At 38.9% G+C, this 17,836-nt stretch carries 14 protein-coding genes; 8 read left to right on the plus strand and 6 right to left on the minus strand.

Annotated features, from left to right (window positions below; all coding sequences use genetic code 11):
* Positions 1-64: 64 nt before the first annotated feature.
* Together ftsH and rlmE are read right to left on the minus strand one after the other, a co-directional pair.
* On the minus strand, positions 65-1,954 hold the full coding sequence (gene ftsH / locus AC1M9H_RS04970; RefSeq protein WP_035266907.1) for an ATP-dependent zinc metalloprotease FtsH: 1,890 nt from the start codon (positions 1,952-1,954) through the stop codon (positions 65-67).
* A 137-nt stretch (positions 1,955-2,091) separates the two neighbouring features.
* The gene (gene rlmE / locus AC1M9H_RS04975; protein ID WP_035266905.1) at positions 2,092-2,742 is read right to left on the minus strand and encodes a 23S rRNA (uridine(2552)-2'-O)-methyltransferase RlmE; all 651 of its coding nucleotides are present in this window, start codon (positions 2,740-2,742) and stop codon (positions 2,092-2,094) included.
* Between the two features lie 196 nt (positions 2,743-2,938).
* Between rlmE and yhbY the strand changes: the two genes are divergently transcribed.
* The 5 genes from yhbY (at position 2,939) to greA (ending at position 9,583) form a co-directional block, all read left to right on the plus strand.
* Positions 2,939-3,262, plus strand: coding sequence for a ribosome assembly RNA-binding protein YhbY (yhbY, locus tag AC1M9H_RS04980; RefSeq protein ID WP_481612886.1), 324 nt, complete (start codon positions 2,939-2,941; stop codon positions 3,260-3,262).
* A gap of 15 nt (positions 3,263-3,277) precedes the next feature.
* On the plus strand, positions 3,278-3,814 hold the full coding sequence (locus tag AC1M9H_RS04985; RefSeq protein WP_481612887.1) for a DOMON-like domain-containing protein: 537 nt from the start codon (positions 3,278-3,280) through the stop codon (positions 3,812-3,814).
* Between the two features lie 807 nt (positions 3,815-4,621).
* Positions 4,622-5,764 (plus strand): glutamine-hydrolyzing carbamoyl-phosphate synthase small subunit, encoded by a 1,143-nt coding sequence (gene carA / locus AC1M9H_RS04990; protein WP_035266900.1) that lies wholly within the window; start codon positions 4,622-4,624, stop codon positions 5,762-5,764.
* Between the two features lie 14 nt (positions 5,765-5,778).
* The gene (gene carB / locus AC1M9H_RS04995) at positions 5,779-9,012 is read left to right on the plus strand and encodes a carbamoyl-phosphate synthase large subunit (RefSeq protein WP_180028121.1); all 3,234 of its coding nucleotides are present in this window, start codon (positions 5,779-5,781) and stop codon (positions 9,010-9,012) included.
* 94 nt (positions 9,013-9,106) lie between these two features.
* Positions 9,107-9,583 carry a transcription elongation factor GreA gene (gene greA, locus AC1M9H_RS05000; protein WP_035266896.1) on the plus strand — a complete coding sequence of 159 codons (477 nt, stop codon included), beginning with the start codon at positions 9,107-9,109 and terminating at the stop codon, positions 9,581-9,583.
* A gap of 49 nt (positions 9,584-9,632) precedes the next feature.
* Here greA and AC1M9H_RS05005 read toward each other — a convergent pair whose 3' ends face one another.
* Positions 9,633-10,250: an FMN-binding negative transcriptional regulator gene (locus AC1M9H_RS05005; protein WP_481596730.1), complete on the minus strand. Its 618-nt coding sequence runs from the start codon at positions 10,248-10,250 to the stop codon at positions 9,633-9,635.
* 104 nt (positions 10,251-10,354) lie between these two features.
* On the opposite strand from AC1M9H_RS05005, the gene AC1M9H_RS05010 reads away from it, so the two are divergent.
* Positions 10,355-10,972: a CatB-related O-acetyltransferase gene (locus AC1M9H_RS05010; protein ID WP_481612888.1), complete on the plus strand. Its 618-nt coding sequence runs from the start codon at positions 10,355-10,357 to the stop codon at positions 10,970-10,972.
* On the opposite strand, the gene AC1M9H_RS05015 is transcribed toward AC1M9H_RS05010, so the two are convergent.
* Positions 10,955-12,361 carry a KAP family P-loop NTPase fold protein gene (locus AC1M9H_RS05015; RefSeq protein WP_481608267.1) on the minus strand — a complete coding sequence of 469 codons (1,407 nt, stop codon included), beginning with the start codon at positions 12,359-12,361 and terminating at the stop codon, positions 10,955-10,957. The two genes, AC1M9H_RS05010 and AC1M9H_RS05015, sit on opposite strands and share 18 nt — an antisense overlap.
* A gap of 411 nt (positions 12,362-12,772) precedes the next feature.
* Here AC1M9H_RS05015 and AC1M9H_RS05020 point away from each other — a divergent pair, with 411 nt between their 5' ends.
* Positions 12,773-13,213 carry a universal stress protein gene (locus tag AC1M9H_RS05020; RefSeq protein WP_035266887.1) on the plus strand — a complete coding sequence of 147 codons (441 nt, stop codon included), beginning with the start codon at positions 12,773-12,775 and terminating at the stop codon, positions 13,211-13,213.
* Positions 13,214-13,245: 32 nt separating this feature from the next.
* Here the strand turns inward: AC1M9H_RS05020 and AC1M9H_RS05025 are convergent, their stop codons facing one another.
* On the minus strand, positions 13,246-13,569 hold the full coding sequence (locus AC1M9H_RS05025; protein ID WP_481596726.1) for an MGMT family protein: 324 nt from the start codon (positions 13,567-13,569) through the stop codon (positions 13,246-13,248).
* A gap of 105 nt (positions 13,570-13,674) precedes the next feature.
* On the opposite strand from AC1M9H_RS05025, the gene AC1M9H_RS05030 reads away from it, so the two are divergent.
* The gene (locus AC1M9H_RS05030; RefSeq protein ID WP_481612889.1) at positions 13,675-14,637 is read left to right on the plus strand and encodes an alpha/beta fold hydrolase; all 963 of its coding nucleotides are present in this window, start codon (positions 13,675-13,677) and stop codon (positions 14,635-14,637) included.
* Between the two features lie 92 nt (positions 14,638-14,729).
* Here the strand turns inward: AC1M9H_RS05030 and AC1M9H_RS05035 are convergent.
* On the minus strand, positions 14,730-17,836 hold a 3,107-nt coding region (locus AC1M9H_RS05035; protein ID WP_481612890.1), incomplete at its 5' end, for a BapA/Bap/LapF family large adhesin.

The raw sequence follows: 17,836 nt of genomic DNA on the forward strand, positions 1-17,836 counted from the left end.
AAAATTTAAACATGAGGGATAATTTCAACACAAAAAAAAGAGCCTCATAAGAGGCTCCTTCATTTTAGCTTGCTGGTAAAGGTGGTGGCGTTGAAGGACCATCTGTAGGGGTTACATCTACAATTGGATTCTCAGCCACATATACCTTAGGTGGTTGAGGTTCACGACCTTCCATAATGTCACGGATTTGATCACGATCAATCGTTTCCCACTCAAGCAAAGCTTTTACCATCGCATGGGCAATATCTTTATTATTTTCTAAGATATCACGTGCAACTTTGTACTGCTCATCTAGGATACGGCGAATTTCACGATCAACTTCAAGTTGAGTCGTTTCAGAAATAGTACGACCACCTAGACTACCCATAAATGACTGTTGAGCATCTTCTTCATAAACCATGACACCCATCTTGTCAGACATACCGTACTTAGTCACCATTGCACGCGCCATTTTTGTTGCACGTTCAAAGTCATTAGAAGCCCCAGTCGACATCTGATTAATGAAAATTTCTTCTGCAATACGACCACCAAACAGAATAGAAAGCTCATTCAACATTTTGTCTTTGTAATGACTGGTTTGATCAAACTCTGGAAGCTGCCAAGTTACACCTAATGCCCAACCACGTGGCATGATCGTGACTTTATGTACTGGGTCTGTGCCTGGAAGCATTTCAGCTACAATCGCATGACCTGCTTCATGATAAGCCGTTGCGCGACGCTCTTCTTCACGAAGAACCATTGATTTACGCTCTGGCCCCATATAAAGCTTATCTTTTGCATCTTCAAAGTCATGCATATCGACCGTATTTTTATTACGACGTGCAGCAAATAACGCAGCTTCATTGACTAAGTTTGCCAATTGCGCACCAGAGAACCCTGGAGTACCACGTGCCAATACTTTGACATCCACACCAGTCACTGAAGGTAATTTTTTCAAATGCACATTCAGGATTTGCTCACGACCTTTAATATCTGGAAGTCCAACCATCACTTGACGGTCGAAACGTCCCGGACGAAGCAAAGCTTTATCTAGCACGTCAGCACGGTTAGTCGCAGCAATAACGATGATACCTTCATTACCTTCGAAACCATCCATTTCTACCAACATCTGGTTCAAGGTTTGTTCGCGCTCATCGTGACCACCACCAGTACCTGAACCACGATGACGACCCACCGCATCAATCTCATCAATGAAAATGATACACGGCGCATGGCGTTTCGCTTGCTCAAACATATCACGTACACGTGATGCACCAACACCAACGAACATTTCTACGAAGTCTGAACCTGAGATACTAAAGAATGGAACCTTAGCCTCTCCAGCAATCGCTTTCGCAAGTAAAGTTTTACCTGTGCCCGGTGGACCTACCATCAGGACACCACGAGGAATGCTAGCACCAAGACGCTTAAACTTTGTTGGATCTTTCAAGAAATCAACAATTTCAACGACTTCTTGTTTCGCTTCGTCACAACCCGCAACATCTGTGAAAGTGACTTTGATTTGGTCTTCTGAAAGCATTTTTGCTTTTGACTTACCAAAACTCATCGGGCCGTTTTTACCACCAGCACCGCCACCCATGTTGCGCATAAAGAACATGAATAACAAAATGATTAAAAGTACTGGAAAGCTTGCGATCAAAAGCTGCATCAATAAACCTTGACGTTGCGGAGCAGTGCCCTCAACAACCACATTATTTTTGATGAGATTCGGCATTAACTCAGGATCTTGAACCGCAGGACGAATACTCTCAAATGGAGAACCATTTACTTTTTCGCCACTAATTCGTTCACCGTCAATGGTAACTTGTTTAATTTGACCAGCATTAACCGCTGCAACAAATTCTGAATAGTTCAATGCAGCAGGCTTATCACGGTCACTAATGTTGCTGAAAATTAATATCAGCACACCAAGTATAACAAGCCATAAAACGGCATTCTTAAAGAGATCGCTCAAAGCTTTATTCCCATATCAATCTAATTTGATCATGCCCAAAATTGGGTGACCTTTAACAAAAAGCGAGTAAATCAATTTCGCAATAAAATATTCAAAAGGTACAAAATGCACATTTTTTAGCGACTTGGCAAGTCACTTTATTGCGATTTCTTTTTACGGCCCTGTCCAATTAAAAAAACTTCCTTCGAACGAGCACGCGAGGCAGCAGGCTTTGCAGTTTTTAATACTTCAAAACTGTCTACAACTTCCTTACGGAATTCGTCAAAACCAGTTCCTTGGAAAACTTTGACAACAAACTGTCCTTTCGGACCTAAAACTTTATTGGCAAAGTCTAATGCAAGTTCACACAAATAAATTTGTCGAGGTTGATCAACGGCCTTATTACCTGATGTATTGGGGGCCATATCTGAAATTACAACGTCTACAGTTCGTCCATTTAAAATATTTAACAATTTTTCGAAAACTTCCTCTTCTCGAAAGTCTCCTTGCAGGAACGTCACATCTGGAAGTGCATCCATTTCCAAAATATCTGATGCAATCACTAAACCTTTATCACCCACTAATTTTCCGGCGATTTGGGACCAACTACCAGGTGCAGCACCAAGGTCCACGACAGTCATACCAGGTTTAATGATTTTGTATTTCTCTTGGATTTCAAGCAATTTATATGCAGCACGCGCACGATAACCTTCCTTTTGTGCTTTTTTCACAAACGGGTCATCTAAATGCTCTCTCATCCACGCACGACTACTTTTGGATAACTTCTGATTGGTAATGCGTGTTGCCATAACTCTTTAAATACACGTAATCTTCTAACTTTTTATTGTACGTGAATTTTATCCCCCTTGCAGTATTCATCTGTATCTAATTCAAGATTATCGTTTATGTTTTTTTGATTTAAGTTGATCGATTATTTCTGAGAAACATAAGCGTTTGATCTCTTGATTTGCTATACTAAGTCGTTTTTAAAATTAGGTTATCTTTATGGCGGCTTTATCAATTCAGGAACGCAAACGTTTGCGTCAAATCGGACATGCACTTAACCCAGTGGTAATGTTAGGTGGTCAAGGTTTAACTGAAAATGTCATTGAAGAAACTCAACGTGCTTTAAATGATCATGAGTTAATTAAAGTAAAAATTGGCGGTGAAGATCGTGATGCTCGTGCAACAGTCATTACTGAAATCGCCGAAGTCACTGGTGCAGAGGTTGTTCAAACCATTGGAAAGATTGCACTTTTATATAAGAAAGCGGCAAAACAAAATCCTAAACTTTCGAATCTTGTTCGCCACGCACATCTTTCTAATTAATTTGAGTTGCATTGAATGGCAAGTTACGAACTAAATTCTTTTGACCGTTACTTTGACATCTCCTTGGTTGGTGCAATTGAACAAGCGAGTCCATACACACTAAATGTGGGCTATTGGTTACGTGACCCAAATCAATACTTAGTTTATCCGGAAATTGTAGCTGGTCATCCACGACGAGATTTTCTTTGGGAAGAAACCTGCTTTGAAATTTTCATTGGGGTGAAAGATCAGGACTTTTATCGTGAAGTCAATCTCTCCCCTTCTCAAGCTTGGCAATCGTATCAATTTGAAGAGTATCGTTACCCTGAAGATATGCCACCTCAAGCAGCTTATGACATAGAACTGAATTCACTCAAAAAGACGCACTATGGTTTAAATGTGAGCCTTGATCTAACGGAGTTTATGTTAAAACATAAATTGAAATGGCAGGATATTTTTATTGGCTTATCCGCTGTATTAAACACATCGCAAGCTAAACATTATTATGCGATGCAGCATAGTAGTCCTGAGGCTGACTTCCATAACAAGCGCGATTGGTTGCATCAGTTTTAAAAAAAATAGTGAGATTTAATCTCACTATTTTTTTTTACCCCAATATTTCAGTTCTATAGTTGTAGACTCTTCCCACCTCCTTTAGAGTTAAGTTTTATACAGCTGATCTCAACGTGTTATATCTAGTTATATTTGTAATTCCTGTTATTCATTTCTAATTTCAAAATTGTCCTTAATCACTTGAACAGCCAAATCTGCTCTTAAATATTTCTTCACAAACACCGAAGTAGCGTCAAATCTCTTTAAATTCGATCTCGGTTTAATTTTTAAAACCCAGCATGCTAACTACCAATTTCATCTTTAAATAATTGAACCTACGCTTTTAACAAGCAATTCAATATTTACCTCTATTTTCCATATTTAATCAGTCCTTTCTAAAATACTTGTAAATTGACCTAATTAGTACTTTTTTCGAACTTTTAGGAAGCATTTGGAGCAACTTCAACATTTGTTCTATTTAACAAATCAGCTTTTCAGAAGCTTTGTTATTCTGTTTCAGAAACTTAGCTTATTAATTGTAAGTCTACGTAAATTTTGATAAATCGTGATAAAACTTAACTTTTGAATTATTAAACAATTCTTACATTCTTAGACTTTTGTCCAAAGTTTAAAAAGCAGACTTTTAAACAAATTACAAGGTATATATCTGACGAATTCAGGTTTATTTACGTGGACTTTATCAAGGTGTTTGCGTATAATGCCGTGTTAAGTTCAAGCGAGCAGATGTAAGGAGGGTGGGTTTTAAAGTAGCCTTCCTTTTTTTTCGTCTACTCGCTTTTTTACAGCCTAAATTTCAGGAGCTTTGGTTTGAGCACCCCAGCAATTTTAGCCCTTGCCGATGGTACGATCTTTAAAGGAACGTCAATCGGTGCATCGGGTAGTACGACTGGTGAAGTCGTTTTCAACACTGCCATGACTGGCTATCAAGAAATTTTGACTGACCCAAGTTATGCACAACAGCTTGTTACGCTTACCTATCCACACATTGGTAACACAGGTTGTAATGATGAAGACGCTGAGTCAGGTCGAATTCATAAAGTATGGGCAAACGGATTGATCATTCGTGACCTACCTTTATTGCACAGCAACTTCCGATCTACGCAATCTTTAGGCGAATACTTAAAATCTCACAATGTTGTCGCTATCGCTGACATTGATACACGTAAACTGACACGTATTTTACGTGCTAAAGGTGCACAAAACGGTTGTATCTTAGCTGGTGAAAATATTACAGAAGAAGAAGCTTTAGAAAAAGCTCGTGCATTCGGCGGTCTGAATGGTTTAGACCTTGCGAAAGAATGCTGTGATCCAAACGGTTTCGAATGGACTGAAGGTTCTTGGAAATTAGGTCAAGGTTTCTCCCAACCAGAAGCAAAATTTCATGTTGTCGCATATGATTACGGTGTCAAAACCAACATCTTACGTATGCTCGCAGACCGCGGTTGTAAATTAACTGTTGTACCTGCACAAACTCCTGCTGAAAAAGTTCTTGCTCTAAATCCAGATGGCGTATTCTTATCGAATGGTCCTGGCGATCCTGCAGCATGTGACTATGCAATTGAAGCTGTAAAAACAATTGTTGAAGATGCTCGTAACGTACCTGTATTTGGTATTTGCTTGGGTCACCAAATTCTTGCTCTCGCTTCTGGCGCTAAAACGGTGAAAATGCCTCATGGTCACCATGGTGCGAACCATCCTGTACAAAACATCGAAGATGGTACAGTGATGATTACTTCTCAAAACCATGGCTTCGCAGTGGATGCAGAAACATTACCTGCAAACCTTAAAGCGACGCACAAATCATTGTTCGATCAAACTCTTCAAGGGATTCATCGTACAGATAAGCCTGCGTTTAGTTTCCAAGGTCACCCAGAAGCAAGCCCAGGTCCACATGACTGCGCACCATTGTTCGATCATTTCATCGAACTTATTGAAGCATCTAAGAAGTAATTGAGGAGCAAATAATGCCAAAGCGTACGGATATTAAAAGCATCTTAATTATTGGTGCTGGTCCAATTGTTATCGGTCAGGCGTGTGAGTTTGACTACTCAGGTGCACAAGCATGTAAAGCATTACGTGAAGAAGGTTACCGTGTAATTCTGGTAAACTCTAACCCTGCAACGATCATGACTGACCCTGCAATGGCAGATGCAACGTATATCGAGCCAATCACTTGGCAAACTGTTGCAGCGATCATTGAGAAAGAACGCCCAGACGCAGTTCTTCCAACAATGGGTGGTCAGACTGCATTGAACTGTGCCCTTGCCCTTGATGAGCATGGCATTTTAGAAAAATTCAATGTTGAATTGATTGGTGCAACGAAAGAAGCGATCGAAAAAGCGGAAGACCGTAAACTTTTCGACCAAGCAATGCGTAAAATTGGTCTTGAATGTCCAAAAGCAGCAATCGCTGAATCAATGGAAGAAGCTTTAGAAATTCAAGCACGTTTCGGCTTCCCAGTGATTATCCGTCCATCATTCACCATGGGTGGTTCAGGCGGTGGTATCGCATACAACAAAGAAGAATTCCTTGAAATCTGTGAACGCGGTTTCGATCTTTCTCCAACCAAACAATTATTGATCGATGAATCTTTAATTGGTTGGAAAGAATATGAGATGGAAGTTGTTCGTGACAAAAACGACAACTGTATCATCGTCTGTTCGATTGAAAACTTTGACCCAATGGGCGTACACACAGGTGACTCAATCACTGTTGCACCTGCACAAACATTAACAGATAAAGAATATCAGTTAATGCGTAATGCATCTTTAGCAGTGTTACGTGAGATTGGTGTAGAAACAGGTGGTTCTAACGTACAGTTTGGTATTTGTCCAAATACTGGCCGTATGGTTGTGATCGAGATGAACCCACGTGTATCTCGTTCTTCTGCATTGGCTTCAAAAGCAACTGGTTTCCCTATTGCGAAAATCGCTGCGAAATTAGCGGTTGGTTATACCCTTGATGAGCTTAAAAACGACATCACTGGCGGTACAACTCCAGCATCTTTCGAACCTGCGATTGACTACGTTGTAACTAAAGTTCCACGTTTCAACTTTGAGAAATTCCCACAAGCTGACGCAACTTTAACCACACAGATGAAATCTGTTGGTGAAGTGATGGCGATTGGTCGTAACTTCCAAGAGTCTATGAACAAAGCACTTCGTGGCCTTGAAGTGGGTGCAACTGGCTTTGATGAAAAAATCGAAGTGGGTGCTGAAGGCGCGCGTGAGAAAATCTTACAAGAACTTCGTGTTCCGGGTCCTGAGCGTATTTGGTATGTTGCTGATGCTTTCCGTCACGGCTTTACATTAGAAGATGTATTCCAAGCGACTAAGATCGACAAATGGTTCTTGATCCAAATCGAAGACATCATCAAAACAGAAAACCAAATCAAAACTTTAGGTTTTGGCGATCTAAATGCGGACAACATCCGTTCATTTAAACGTAAAGGTTTATCTGACCTTCGCATTGCGAACTTGATGGGTATTTCACAAAAACAATTCCGTAAACATCGTTGGAACTTGGGCGTAACCCCAGTTTACAAACGTGTAGATACTTGTGCTGCTGAGTTTGAATCAGACACAGCGTATATGTATTCAACTTACGATGACGAATGTGAATCAAACCCGTCTAGCAAAGACAAGATCATGGTGATCGGTGGTGGTCCTAACCGTATTGGTCAAGGTATCGAATTCGATTACTGCTGTGTACACGCGGCGCTTGCAATGCGTGAAGACGGTTATGAAACAATCATGGTGAACTGTAACCCAGAAACGGTTTCTACTGACTATGACACATCTGATCGCCTGTACTTCGAACCAATTACACTTGAAGATGTGTTAGAAATCGTACGTATTGAGAAGCCAAAAGGCATCATCGTACAGTACGGTGGTCAAACACCACTTAAATTGGCTCGTGCTTTAGAAGAAGCTGGTGCACCAATTATTGGTACATCTCCTGATGCGATTGACCGTGCAGAAGACCGTGAACGTTTCCAACAAATGATTCAACGTCTGCAACTTCGTCAACCAAACAACAGCATTGTAAAATCTGCTGAAGAAGGTATGGCTGAAGCAGCGAAAGTTGGCTATCCACTTGTAGTACGTCCATCATATGTACTTGGTGGTCGCGCGATGGAAATCGTATACAACGATGAGGAGTTACGTCGCTATTTACGTGATGCTGTTCAAGCTTCTAACGATGCCCCTGTTCTTCTTGACCGCTTCCTAGACGACGCGATCGAAGTTGACGTAGACTGCGTATCTGACGGTAAAGACGTGGTGATCGGCGGTATCATGCAGCACATCGAACAAGCAGGTATCCACTCAGGTGACTCTGCATGTTCGATCCCTCCTTACTCTCTTTCTAAAGAGATTCAGGACGAAATGCGCCGTCAAACTATCGCGATGGCGAAAGAGCTTGGTGTTGTTGGTTTAATGAACGTACAGTTTGCTGTTAAAGGCGAAGACGTTTACATCTTAGAAGTGAACCCACGTGCATCACGTACAGTTCCATTTGTATCTAAGTGTATCGGTGAGTCTTTAGCGAAAGTCGCTGCACGTTGTATGGCGGGTCAATCTTTAGAATCTCAAGGATTCACTACAGAGATTATCCCTGAGCACTTCTCTGTTAAAGAAGCAGTGTTCCCATTCAACAAGTTCCCTGGTGTTGATCCAATCCTTGGGCCTGAGATGAAATCTACAGGTGAAGTAATGGGTGTTGGTAAAACATTTGGTGAAGCGTTCTATAAAGCTGTATTAGGTGCAAATGAGCGTTTACCAGGTCTTCCAACGGAAGGTGAAGTTAAACATGCGTTCATCTCTGTACGTGATTCTGATAAACCGCGTGCAGCAGGTATTGCAAAACAACTTGCTGATTTTGGTTTCAAAATTCTTGCAACTGGCGGCACGTATGACGTGATTAAAGCTGCTGGTATTGAATGTGAACGTGTAAATAAAGTGACTGAAGGTCGTCCAAATATTGTGGACCGCTTGAAAAATGGCGAAATACACCTCATTATCAATACAACAGAAGGTAAACAAGCTCAGCAGGATTCGTTCTCAATCCGCCGTTCTGCACTTCAAGGTAAGGTCTATCATACGACTACCCTTAATGGTGCAGATGCAGTTTGCCAAGCTTTAGCAATCAAATTGCCAATGGATGTATATCGTTTGCAAGACTTACAAACAGTAGGTTAATACACTACCAAGAAGTCCCGCCACCTCTTGGTGGCGGGCTTTTTTTCATTTATAGACTTAGTATTTTTAATACTTACTTTTTTGAGGGACAACTATGCAACGTTATCCTATGACACCTCAAGGCAAAGAAGCGCTTGAGAAAGAATTACACCAACTTAAAACTGTAGATCGTCCTCGTATTACAGCAGCGATTGCTGAAGCACGTGAACACGGAGATCTCAAAGAAAACGCGGAATACCACGCTGCACGTGAGCAACAAGGTTTCTGTGAAGGCCGTATCCAAGATATCGAAGGAAAATTGGGTGCTGCACAAGTGATTGACGTTAAAGAACTTGAGCAAAATGGACGCGTTGTTTTTGGCGTGACTGTCACAATTGAAAATTTGGATACTGAAGAACGTAAAACGTATCAAATTGTTGGTGACGACGAAGCAGATTTTAAAATTAACAAAATATCTGTGAATTCCCCTATCGCGCGTGGTCTTTTGGGTAAAAATGAAGGCGATGAAGTTAAAATTACGACACCTCAAGGTGAAGTTGAATACGAAATTGTGAGCGTAGAATATCTTTAATTCTTGATATTTTAGGCTATAAACCCCTCTGATGAGGGGTTTTTTATTTTCATTTTAATTGATTCATTGTTTTTGCTAGATGCACTTTTCCAGCTTCATGAAGCTTCGTAATAACATTACGAAAATCTTTTTCCTCTCTATTTTGACTTAGTTTTGATTTAGCAATGATTCTTTCAATTTTAATTTCAAATACAACAAAATGGTTGAGCATTTCCATCAAGAAATCTTTTGGTGCATCTGCCATTTTCCAAGCATTTTTACCATTCGTGATACGTTCATGTTGTTGGGTGAGTTGACCTAATACTGCAAGTTTAGTTTTCTGATCATGATAAAACTGAATTTCACCATTAATGTGTACGACTTGATAATTCCAAGTAGGTACTTTTTTGTGATCTTCAAATTTTGAAGGATAATAATTCGGTGAAATATAAGCATCCTCTGCTTTAAAGATGCATAGTATTTGATTATTCAAAATCGAATGATTGAATAGTGTATTCTGCAATGAAACATGTCCTCTCAATGTTTGTTCATCTACTAATATGAGCGGGATATGTTCAGCAATTAACCCTGTTTGAGTCTGTGCGACCAAAGATGCAAGAGGATACTCCTTTATTATTCTATATATTTCTTCAGGTCTATCTTCTCTAAATTCTGTTTCAACAAACATAGCTTTTCCATTCTTCTAATGCTCAATGAATATAAAAGTTTTTATTCAGGATGTAAGTTTTAATTGGTATATAATGCCCTGAAATATTCTCCTTTTATTTCACCATGTCTGAAAAGCTGATCAACTCCCCTGTCAATCACTGGTGCGAATTCGAATTTATCTCTAAAACAGTCAAAAATCCGAATATTCATATTAAAGGCAATTACAGTTATTACTCAGCCTATTGGGATCAAGGTTTTGAGCGTTGTGTAGTGCGTTATCTACATGACAAACCTTCGACACCAGAAAAACCCATCGATCAGCTTTATATTGGCAATTTTGTCTGTTTTGGCGCTGAGTGTGTCATCATGATGGGTGGAAATCAGTTACACCGTACCGACTGGATTTCAGCATTTCCTTTTGATACGCGTAGTTTTGTGCCTGCTGGCGATACTGTCATTGGTGATGGTTGTTGGATTGGTAGTCGTGCCATGATTATGCAAGGGGTAAAACTTGGTGAAGGTGCAGTCGTTGCTACAGGTGCAGTCGTGACCAAAGATGTACCGCCTTATGCTGTCGTCGGTGGTGTACCTGCTAAAATTATTAAATACCGTCTCCCTGAACAAGATATTAAAAAATTGCTTTCTCTTAAGCTATATGACTTAGATGAAAAGCAGTTTTTAAAAATGCGTGAACAGTTGCAGACCGATGATATTGAAAAATTATCAATATTTTTCAAATAGTCCTGTTTTTATATATTGCATCCAAATCGAATTAAAATCCTTAATATCTTTTAATTTACTAATACAATAAGGGCTCAAGAACCTTTGAAGAGTTTGATTTTTATGATCCTTTTGCCCTACAGTCTTAAATCTTTCTTCTATATCTAAAAGTGTTTCATACAAATTGCAAATAATAATGTCATCGATATTTTTTTCGTTCAATAATTGCTGTCGGATAAAATAAGATTTTGTCGTATATCCATTTTCATCGCCGTTTAAATAGTTGAATAAATAATCAATTATCTTATGCAAATAATTAGCTGAAATATTAAAATTTTCATCAAAGATGAAAGCATTTAAAATTAGATTAAGCTTGAAATCATTTGTTCTCAAGAGTGCATATTGATTAATTTTTTTCACCAACTCTCTAGAATTGTATTCTTTGCTAGATTGCAAACTTAAAATCCAAAAAAACAATTCATTTTTAGTATCTACAGATGTTAATTCGCCGATACGATATAACTGCTGTGCTATTACCTCTTCATACAACTGCGTCTTTCCTAAGTTAGGAAATTCAACAGTAAAATCAATAAACTTTGTTAAATATTCTTCACCAAGACTTTCATCATAACCATAGTTATGACAAACCACTTTTGAAAATTGGGTTTTATCCATTACCAAAACAAAAACAATTTTTGGAATGTCAAAAAAATGTTTAATCCTTTCAATTAAACGAATAGCAAAATCAGGTCGGCAACGATCTAGCTCATCAATAATAAATACCAATGGCTTTTCTAATTTTGCAGCAAGTTCAGCGAGCTCTTGCTTAAAATCTTGAATGGTTTGCTTTTCGATATGATGATTTTCAATCTTCTTCTCAATGTGCTCTTTAACTTTATTGGCTATTTCTTCACTTGCTGTGTCATATACATCTTTGCCCTCTTTATAGACCTCTTGTAAAGCTTCACCTGCACCGCCTAGTCCTACCAAATGCAAACCTGCTTTTGCAGCAATTAATGGCATGACAGCCGCCAAAGAAATTAATACCGAAGCAGTCTTAGAGTTAAAATCTTTAATATCAGCATCATCGATCTCATTTGCATCGTTCAAAGCATGGCTAATCTCTGCTGCAATCGTCAAAAATGGATCATCTAAATAATCATTGGCAAAAGCATCTAAATAAACAACTTGGTGACTTTGATCTTCTAAATGCTTTTTCCAATGCCTTACAAACCAGGTCTTACCTTCACCCCAACGAGCATCTAAAGCTAGAACAGCACCACAATTTAAGCGATCTACATAACGTTCTAATTGCTCACCTAGACGACGACGATCCCATAAATCGCCTTCCCAAGCGATTTCAATATTCTCAAAATCATCATGAATGATATTTACTGGATAATCTTTCATTGTTGTTAAAATTCAGTTGCTTATTTTCCAAATATCTTATCATTATCACTCTTAAAGACATAAAAAACCCACTCAAACGGAGTGGGTTTTCAAAATATAGTCGCTAAAGTAAGGCTTATACTTTTTAATTCTAATTATAGACTCCATACTTTATAAAGATATCTGACGCATCCTTAATTACATCTCTACCCATCACAATATTTTCAAATTGATCTTTTTATGATTCAGTTAATCAAATTTCATTCTTCATAGTTCGTTACCATCTTATATCTCTAAAATTTTAAGATAATAAATCAAAAACAATAACTTAATATAAAAAACCATAGCTTTACACTTGGTTTTATTTTGAACAATTTAGGTCTATGATGAACTTATACACTTTTAAATAGAACGGTTAAAAAGGAGAACAACATGAGTTATCAAAATATCCTTGTTCCAGTGGATGGTTCAGAAGTAGCACTCAACGTCGTTCAGCATGCTGTTGAATTGGCTAAAGCATTTAATAGCAAAATTACCGTTGTTCAAGTGATGACACTCGATCCCTATATCGCAGCCGAATATCTCTCAGATGGGCAGTCAAATCTTTTAATTGAACGAGCACGAAAATTTATTGAAGATAACCTAGCTCAAGCTAAGGCAAAGTTTAATGAATATGGAGTAGACGTAGAGACAAAAATACTCGAAGGAGAAAGTATTCACCGTACAATAATGAAAGCGATTGATGAGCTTAATATTGATTTGATTGTTATCAGCTCGCACGGTCGCACAGGATTCAAGAAATTAATTATGGGCAGTGTCGCACAAAGCCTCATTACCGAAGTCAATGTACCTGTTTTTGTCGTAAAGCAATAATAACGGATAGCTCCGTATACCGTCATACGGAGCTACTCGAACCATCCAAAAATCTTGAAATCTATTTTGCCATTGTTAAACACAACTCCCTCTTCAAGTAATCTAGCTTGCTGGCAATTAAAACCTTGATCATCCAAACGCTGATGACTAATTTTACCTTGCGCATTAATGACACGATGCCAAGGCAAGTCGCTACTCACATCTAATTGATTCAAAACACGACCAACCAACCGGGCATGTTTAGGCAGTCCTGACATCGCAGCAATTTGGCCATAACTGGCTACTTTCCCATAAGGAATTTGTGACACTGTGGCCAAGATCAACTGTGCCATTTCCGCTGATACTGATCGATTCATCAATAATTGACCTATAGTTTATCGGATGATTGATTTGAGCAAATGCATTTCATAACAGACTCACTTAATCTAAATTTGCACAATAACAATACACAGAGAAATACAATGAAAAGGATATTTTCACACTTACTTGCTGCTTCAATTGCAGTTGGTACAATCTCTATTACATCGACAACTCAAGCCGCGCCAAGCAGTATAAATATACAAAATATTTTACAACAAGAACGTGCTTGGGCTGGACTGAATACCAAGCGCATTAAAGTCTCCGACATCGATTGGGCTTACAGTGAAGGTGGAACTAAAGGCAAACCAGTACTTATGCTTGTGCATGGTCTTGCAGGCAGTCGGGATAATTGGAATCGAGTCGCTCGCTATCTGACACCACATTATCACGTCATTATTCCTGATTTACCTGGACAAGGTGATAGTAAAGTAGCTGCAGATTTTGATTATTCAATTCCAAATCTAACCGAAAAATTACGTCGCTTTGCGGAAGCCATTCATGTTGATCAAAATCTAAATGTTGCCGGTCACTCCATGGGCGGTGCTGTAGCATTACTCTATGCAGCTCAGTATCCAATCGATACTAAATCATTACTACTCATTAACAGTGCAGGTGTATTTAAATCAGCCAATACGCCTTACTTAAAAGACCCAAACTTACTCAAAAATTTTATCGTTTCTAGACCTGGAGATTTTGATCGGTTATTTAAAATTGCTACGCAGCAACCTCCATTTATACCGAACGAACTGAAAGTCGAACAAGAAAAGCTCATGATATCCAATGTTACGAATAACACAAAACTCGTCGAGCAACTTATTCTCATGTCCAAATCATTTACACCTGAAACATTTGCGCTAGCGGCTCGTTCAATCGATCAACCATCACTCATCATATGGGGAGATCGTGATCAAATTATTAATGTAGAAGCTGCAGCTGAACTGAAAGGATTACTGAAAAATGCTCAAGAGCCTATCATCTTAAAAGGTGTAGGTCATACACCAATATTGGAACAAGAACAAATCCTCGTACAACATTATTTAAATTTTCTTAATCTACTCAAATAAGTTATAGACAATGAATGGGACATTTTAAATGTCCCATTTTTTTCAAGAATAAAAAAAGAGGAACCGAAGTTCCTCTTTTTCACATTAGTCTATTAGAACAACAAGTGGTTTTTGTTCAACAAGTCTTGAAGTGAAACATCAGTATTGTTGAAAGTAATTAGGTCAACCTTGTTATAAGTTGTACCTGCACCATCACGATCAATACTTAACTTCGTATTGTTTCCATCTTTCTCGACAAAGATGAATTTATCAATGTTTTGAGCAGTTGCACTATCAGATAACAACTCAGAAACATCAATCTTCACATTGCTGCCTAATTGGAAGTCATTGATTGTGTCAACACCGTTACCACCGTTATGGCTGTTGTCATTTAACACATTAAAGATCAACTTATCCAAACCTTTAGCAGAAACTGTTTCATTCAAGTAAGTAGAATTAAACTTACCTGCTGTTTCATTCGCCAATGCATCAGCATCATTCGCATTTGCTTCTGGTGTGAATTTGCTCCAAGCCAATGGTGAACCTGATTTAGAATCAATTTGAAGTACTAATTGAGCTGTATCAGACTTACCAGTTACAGGATCAGTAATCGTGTATTTAAAGACATCCGTTTTACCAATCGCGTTTAGGTTTGCATTTGGCTTATAAGCGTATGTACCGTTTGCATCGATAGTTAATGTACCAAACTCGCCTTTAATTGTTGTTGCACCATTAATCGCAACACCATTTACAGCTTTCACAACAGCACCGGCAACTACAAGATCTTTACCATGTACAGCATCAAGATCAGTAATCACATTACCTTTCGCTTCAGTGATTGACTTCACAACAGGCGTTGTACTTGTATCAGTTTCTTTAATTACTAAATTAGTCTGTACATAACCTGGTAAAGAAGCAAGGTTACCATTACTCATTTCAATACGATATTTACCTGCAGGTAAATCATCTAAATTGATATGAGCAACCTCTCCAAATAAGCCAATGAAATCAAATAATCCTGCAGATTTATTATCGGCAATTGGTACCCACTTACCAGAACTATTTTGCTGGTAAAGAACAATTGATACTGAGTCTAATAATGTTCCCCATGATGCCGATTTTACTTGAAGCTGCACATCTGCAGTTTTGTTTGCACCAATTGTAAACTCTGTAGCACCACTCGTTTTACCAAGCGTAATTCCGAGGAAACCAATCAACCAGTTATATGAAATCGCATCTTTAATGAATTTCTCTGTAACAGGATACTCGTACTCGATACCAGCTTTAGCAACATTATCAATGGCATCCAACGGAATGTTTGGAGCAGTCACTTGACGTGGTGCAGATTCACCCGCTACATCAGAAGCAGTCACAGATACATTTTGTCCATCGTTCAAACTTGGTATCAACTTAATTGAGTAGTTTCCATTGCTATCCGCAGTGGTTGTACCAATCACGTTGTTGTTTGCATCTTTTACTTTAACAGTTGATAAAGCTTGTGCAGTACCTGTTACTAATGAACCATCTGCATTAAATGTTGCCGTTGGAGCATCTGGAGGAGTTACATCCAAATCGAAGCCGATGCTTGATGAAGGACCGACATTTCCAGCTTCATCAATCGCTTTAGCTTCAACGATAATTGTACCTTCTGGTAAATTATTGTTGATTGGATATGTCCAATTACCATTTTGATCAGCAGGAACAAGTGCAGAATCAATAATTCGACCTGTAGAGTCCTTAATCACTAATTCGACAGTAGTATTCGCTTCAGCTTTACCTGTTAATACTGGTTTCAAGTCACTTGGATCTGTAATTGGATTAATAATCACAGCATCAGGAGCTTGAGTATCAACTGTTAATTGCTGAGTTTCAGTTTTTTTGTTCTTAGCTAAATCAGTAGATGTTACTTCAACTGTGTAATTTCCATCCGCTAAATCTCTTGGCGGTGTAAATGTCCAATTGCCTGAGCTATCTACAGAAGCTGGTGCATCTACAACAGTATTTCCATTCTTATCTTTAATCACGACTTGAACTTTAGAATATTGTTCAGTTGAACCAGAAATTGCTGGAGTAGTATCGTTTGTAGGATATAACTCTTCAACTGACAAATCAGGTGAAAGTGTATCTACACCAAATTTTAAAGAAACTGTACGGCTAGTATTACCAGCAGCATCACGTGCAGTGGCTACAAGTGTATATATACCATCTGCTAAAGGTTCTGCTGGTTTATAACTCCAACGGCCTGCAGACAACACTGCTAAACCACTAGATACCACAGCACCGTTAGCATCTTTAATCTCTACAGCAACCTCTTTAGGATTATTTACTGTATTACCACTAATCGTACGTTGTGGATCATTAGTATAATTAATACTTGGATCAACCGCCGTTACTTGAGATGCTGTTACTACTGGTTCAGCAATAAATAATGAGCGTGCAGCGAAAGCAGAGAATGCAGCAATTTGAGGCTCAGCAGCTAATGATACTGCCTGTACAGATGCAGCTTCACTCACATCCCATGCAGCTTCTTCATCATCCCAAGGATCGATATCTAACCAAGGATCATTATCATCTTCCCACGGATCAATATCGATATCTGGTGGTGTCAAGTCGATTACAAAATCTTGTTCAGTTGGATTACCTACGTTTCCAGCTTCATCTTTAGGAGTAGCTTCGATTTTGTAGTCACCTTCTTCCAACTCAGCTTCTGGTTTATACGACCATTTACCATCTTCTCCAACTTCAACAGTGGCCTTCTCTTCGAAGCCATCTGGACCGGTGATCACGATATCCACTAGCGAACCTTTCTCACCTGTTCCTGTAATTTCAGGTTGAGGATCATTCGATTCGAAATCATCACCACCAATTGGATCAATAGTAATGTCAGAAGGAGGTGTTGTATCAACTTCTAACTGTTCTTTAGAAGTATCACCTTTGTTACCCGCTTTATCAGTCGGAGTTACTTCAATATCGTAATGACCTTCTGGTAATTCTTCAGTCGGTGTATACGTCCAGTTACCTTCTGGATCAACTTCTGCTTTACCTTCAGAGACAATTTCACCGTCTTTGTCTTTGATCACAACATCAACTATCGCTCCTGGTTCTGTTTTACCAGTAATTTCAGGAGTGGTATCGTTTGTTGGCTTAAGCTCATCGATGGTTAATTCAGGCGCTACTGTGTCAACCTCGAAGCTCTCTGGCTGAGATTCACCTGTGTTAC

The sequence above is a fragment of the Acinetobacter sp. ANC_7512 genome (genome assembly GCF_056779935.1).

Bases quoted from the DNA above. Each gene is read 5' to 3' on its own strand.
- AC1M9H_RS05020 (WP_035266887.1), top strand. From the start codon at position 12,773: ATGAGTTATCAAAATATCCTTGTTCCAGTGGATGGTTCAGAAGTAGCA.
- carB (WP_180028121.1), top strand. From the start codon at position 5,779: ATGCCAAAGCGTACGGATATTAAAAGCATCTTAATTATTGGTGCTGGT.
- AC1M9H_RS04985 (WP_481612887.1), top strand. From the start codon at position 3,278: ATGGCAAGTTACGAACTAAATTCTTTTGACCGTTACTTTGACATCTCC.
- AC1M9H_RS05025 (WP_481596726.1), bottom strand. From the start codon at position 13,569: ATGAATCGATCAGTATCAGCGGAAATGGCACAGTTGATCTTGGCCACA.
- greA (WP_035266896.1), top strand. From the start codon at position 9,107: ATGCAACGTTATCCTATGACACCTCAAGGCAAAGAAGCGCTTGAGAAA.
- AC1M9H_RS05015 (WP_481608267.1), bottom strand. From the start codon at position 12,361: ATGAAAGATTATCCAGTAAATATCATTCATGATGATTTTGAGAATATT.
- rlmE (WP_035266905.1), bottom strand. From the start codon at position 2,742: ATGGCAACACGCATTACCAATCAGAAGTTATCCAAAAGTAGTCGTGCG.
- AC1M9H_RS05005 (WP_481596730.1), bottom strand. From the start codon at position 10,250: ATGTTTGTTGAAACAGAATTTAGAGAAGATAGACCTGAAGAAATATAT.
- AC1M9H_RS05010 (WP_481612888.1), top strand. From the start codon at position 10,355: ATGTCTGAAAAGCTGATCAACTCCCCTGTCAATCACTGGTGCGAATTC.
- AC1M9H_RS05030 (WP_481612889.1), top strand. From the start codon at position 13,675: ATGAAAAGGATATTTTCACACTTACTTGCTGCTTCAATTGCAGTTGGT.
- yhbY (WP_481612886.1), top strand. From the start codon at position 2,939: ATGGCGGCTTTATCAATTCAGGAACGCAAACGTTTGCGTCAAATCGGA.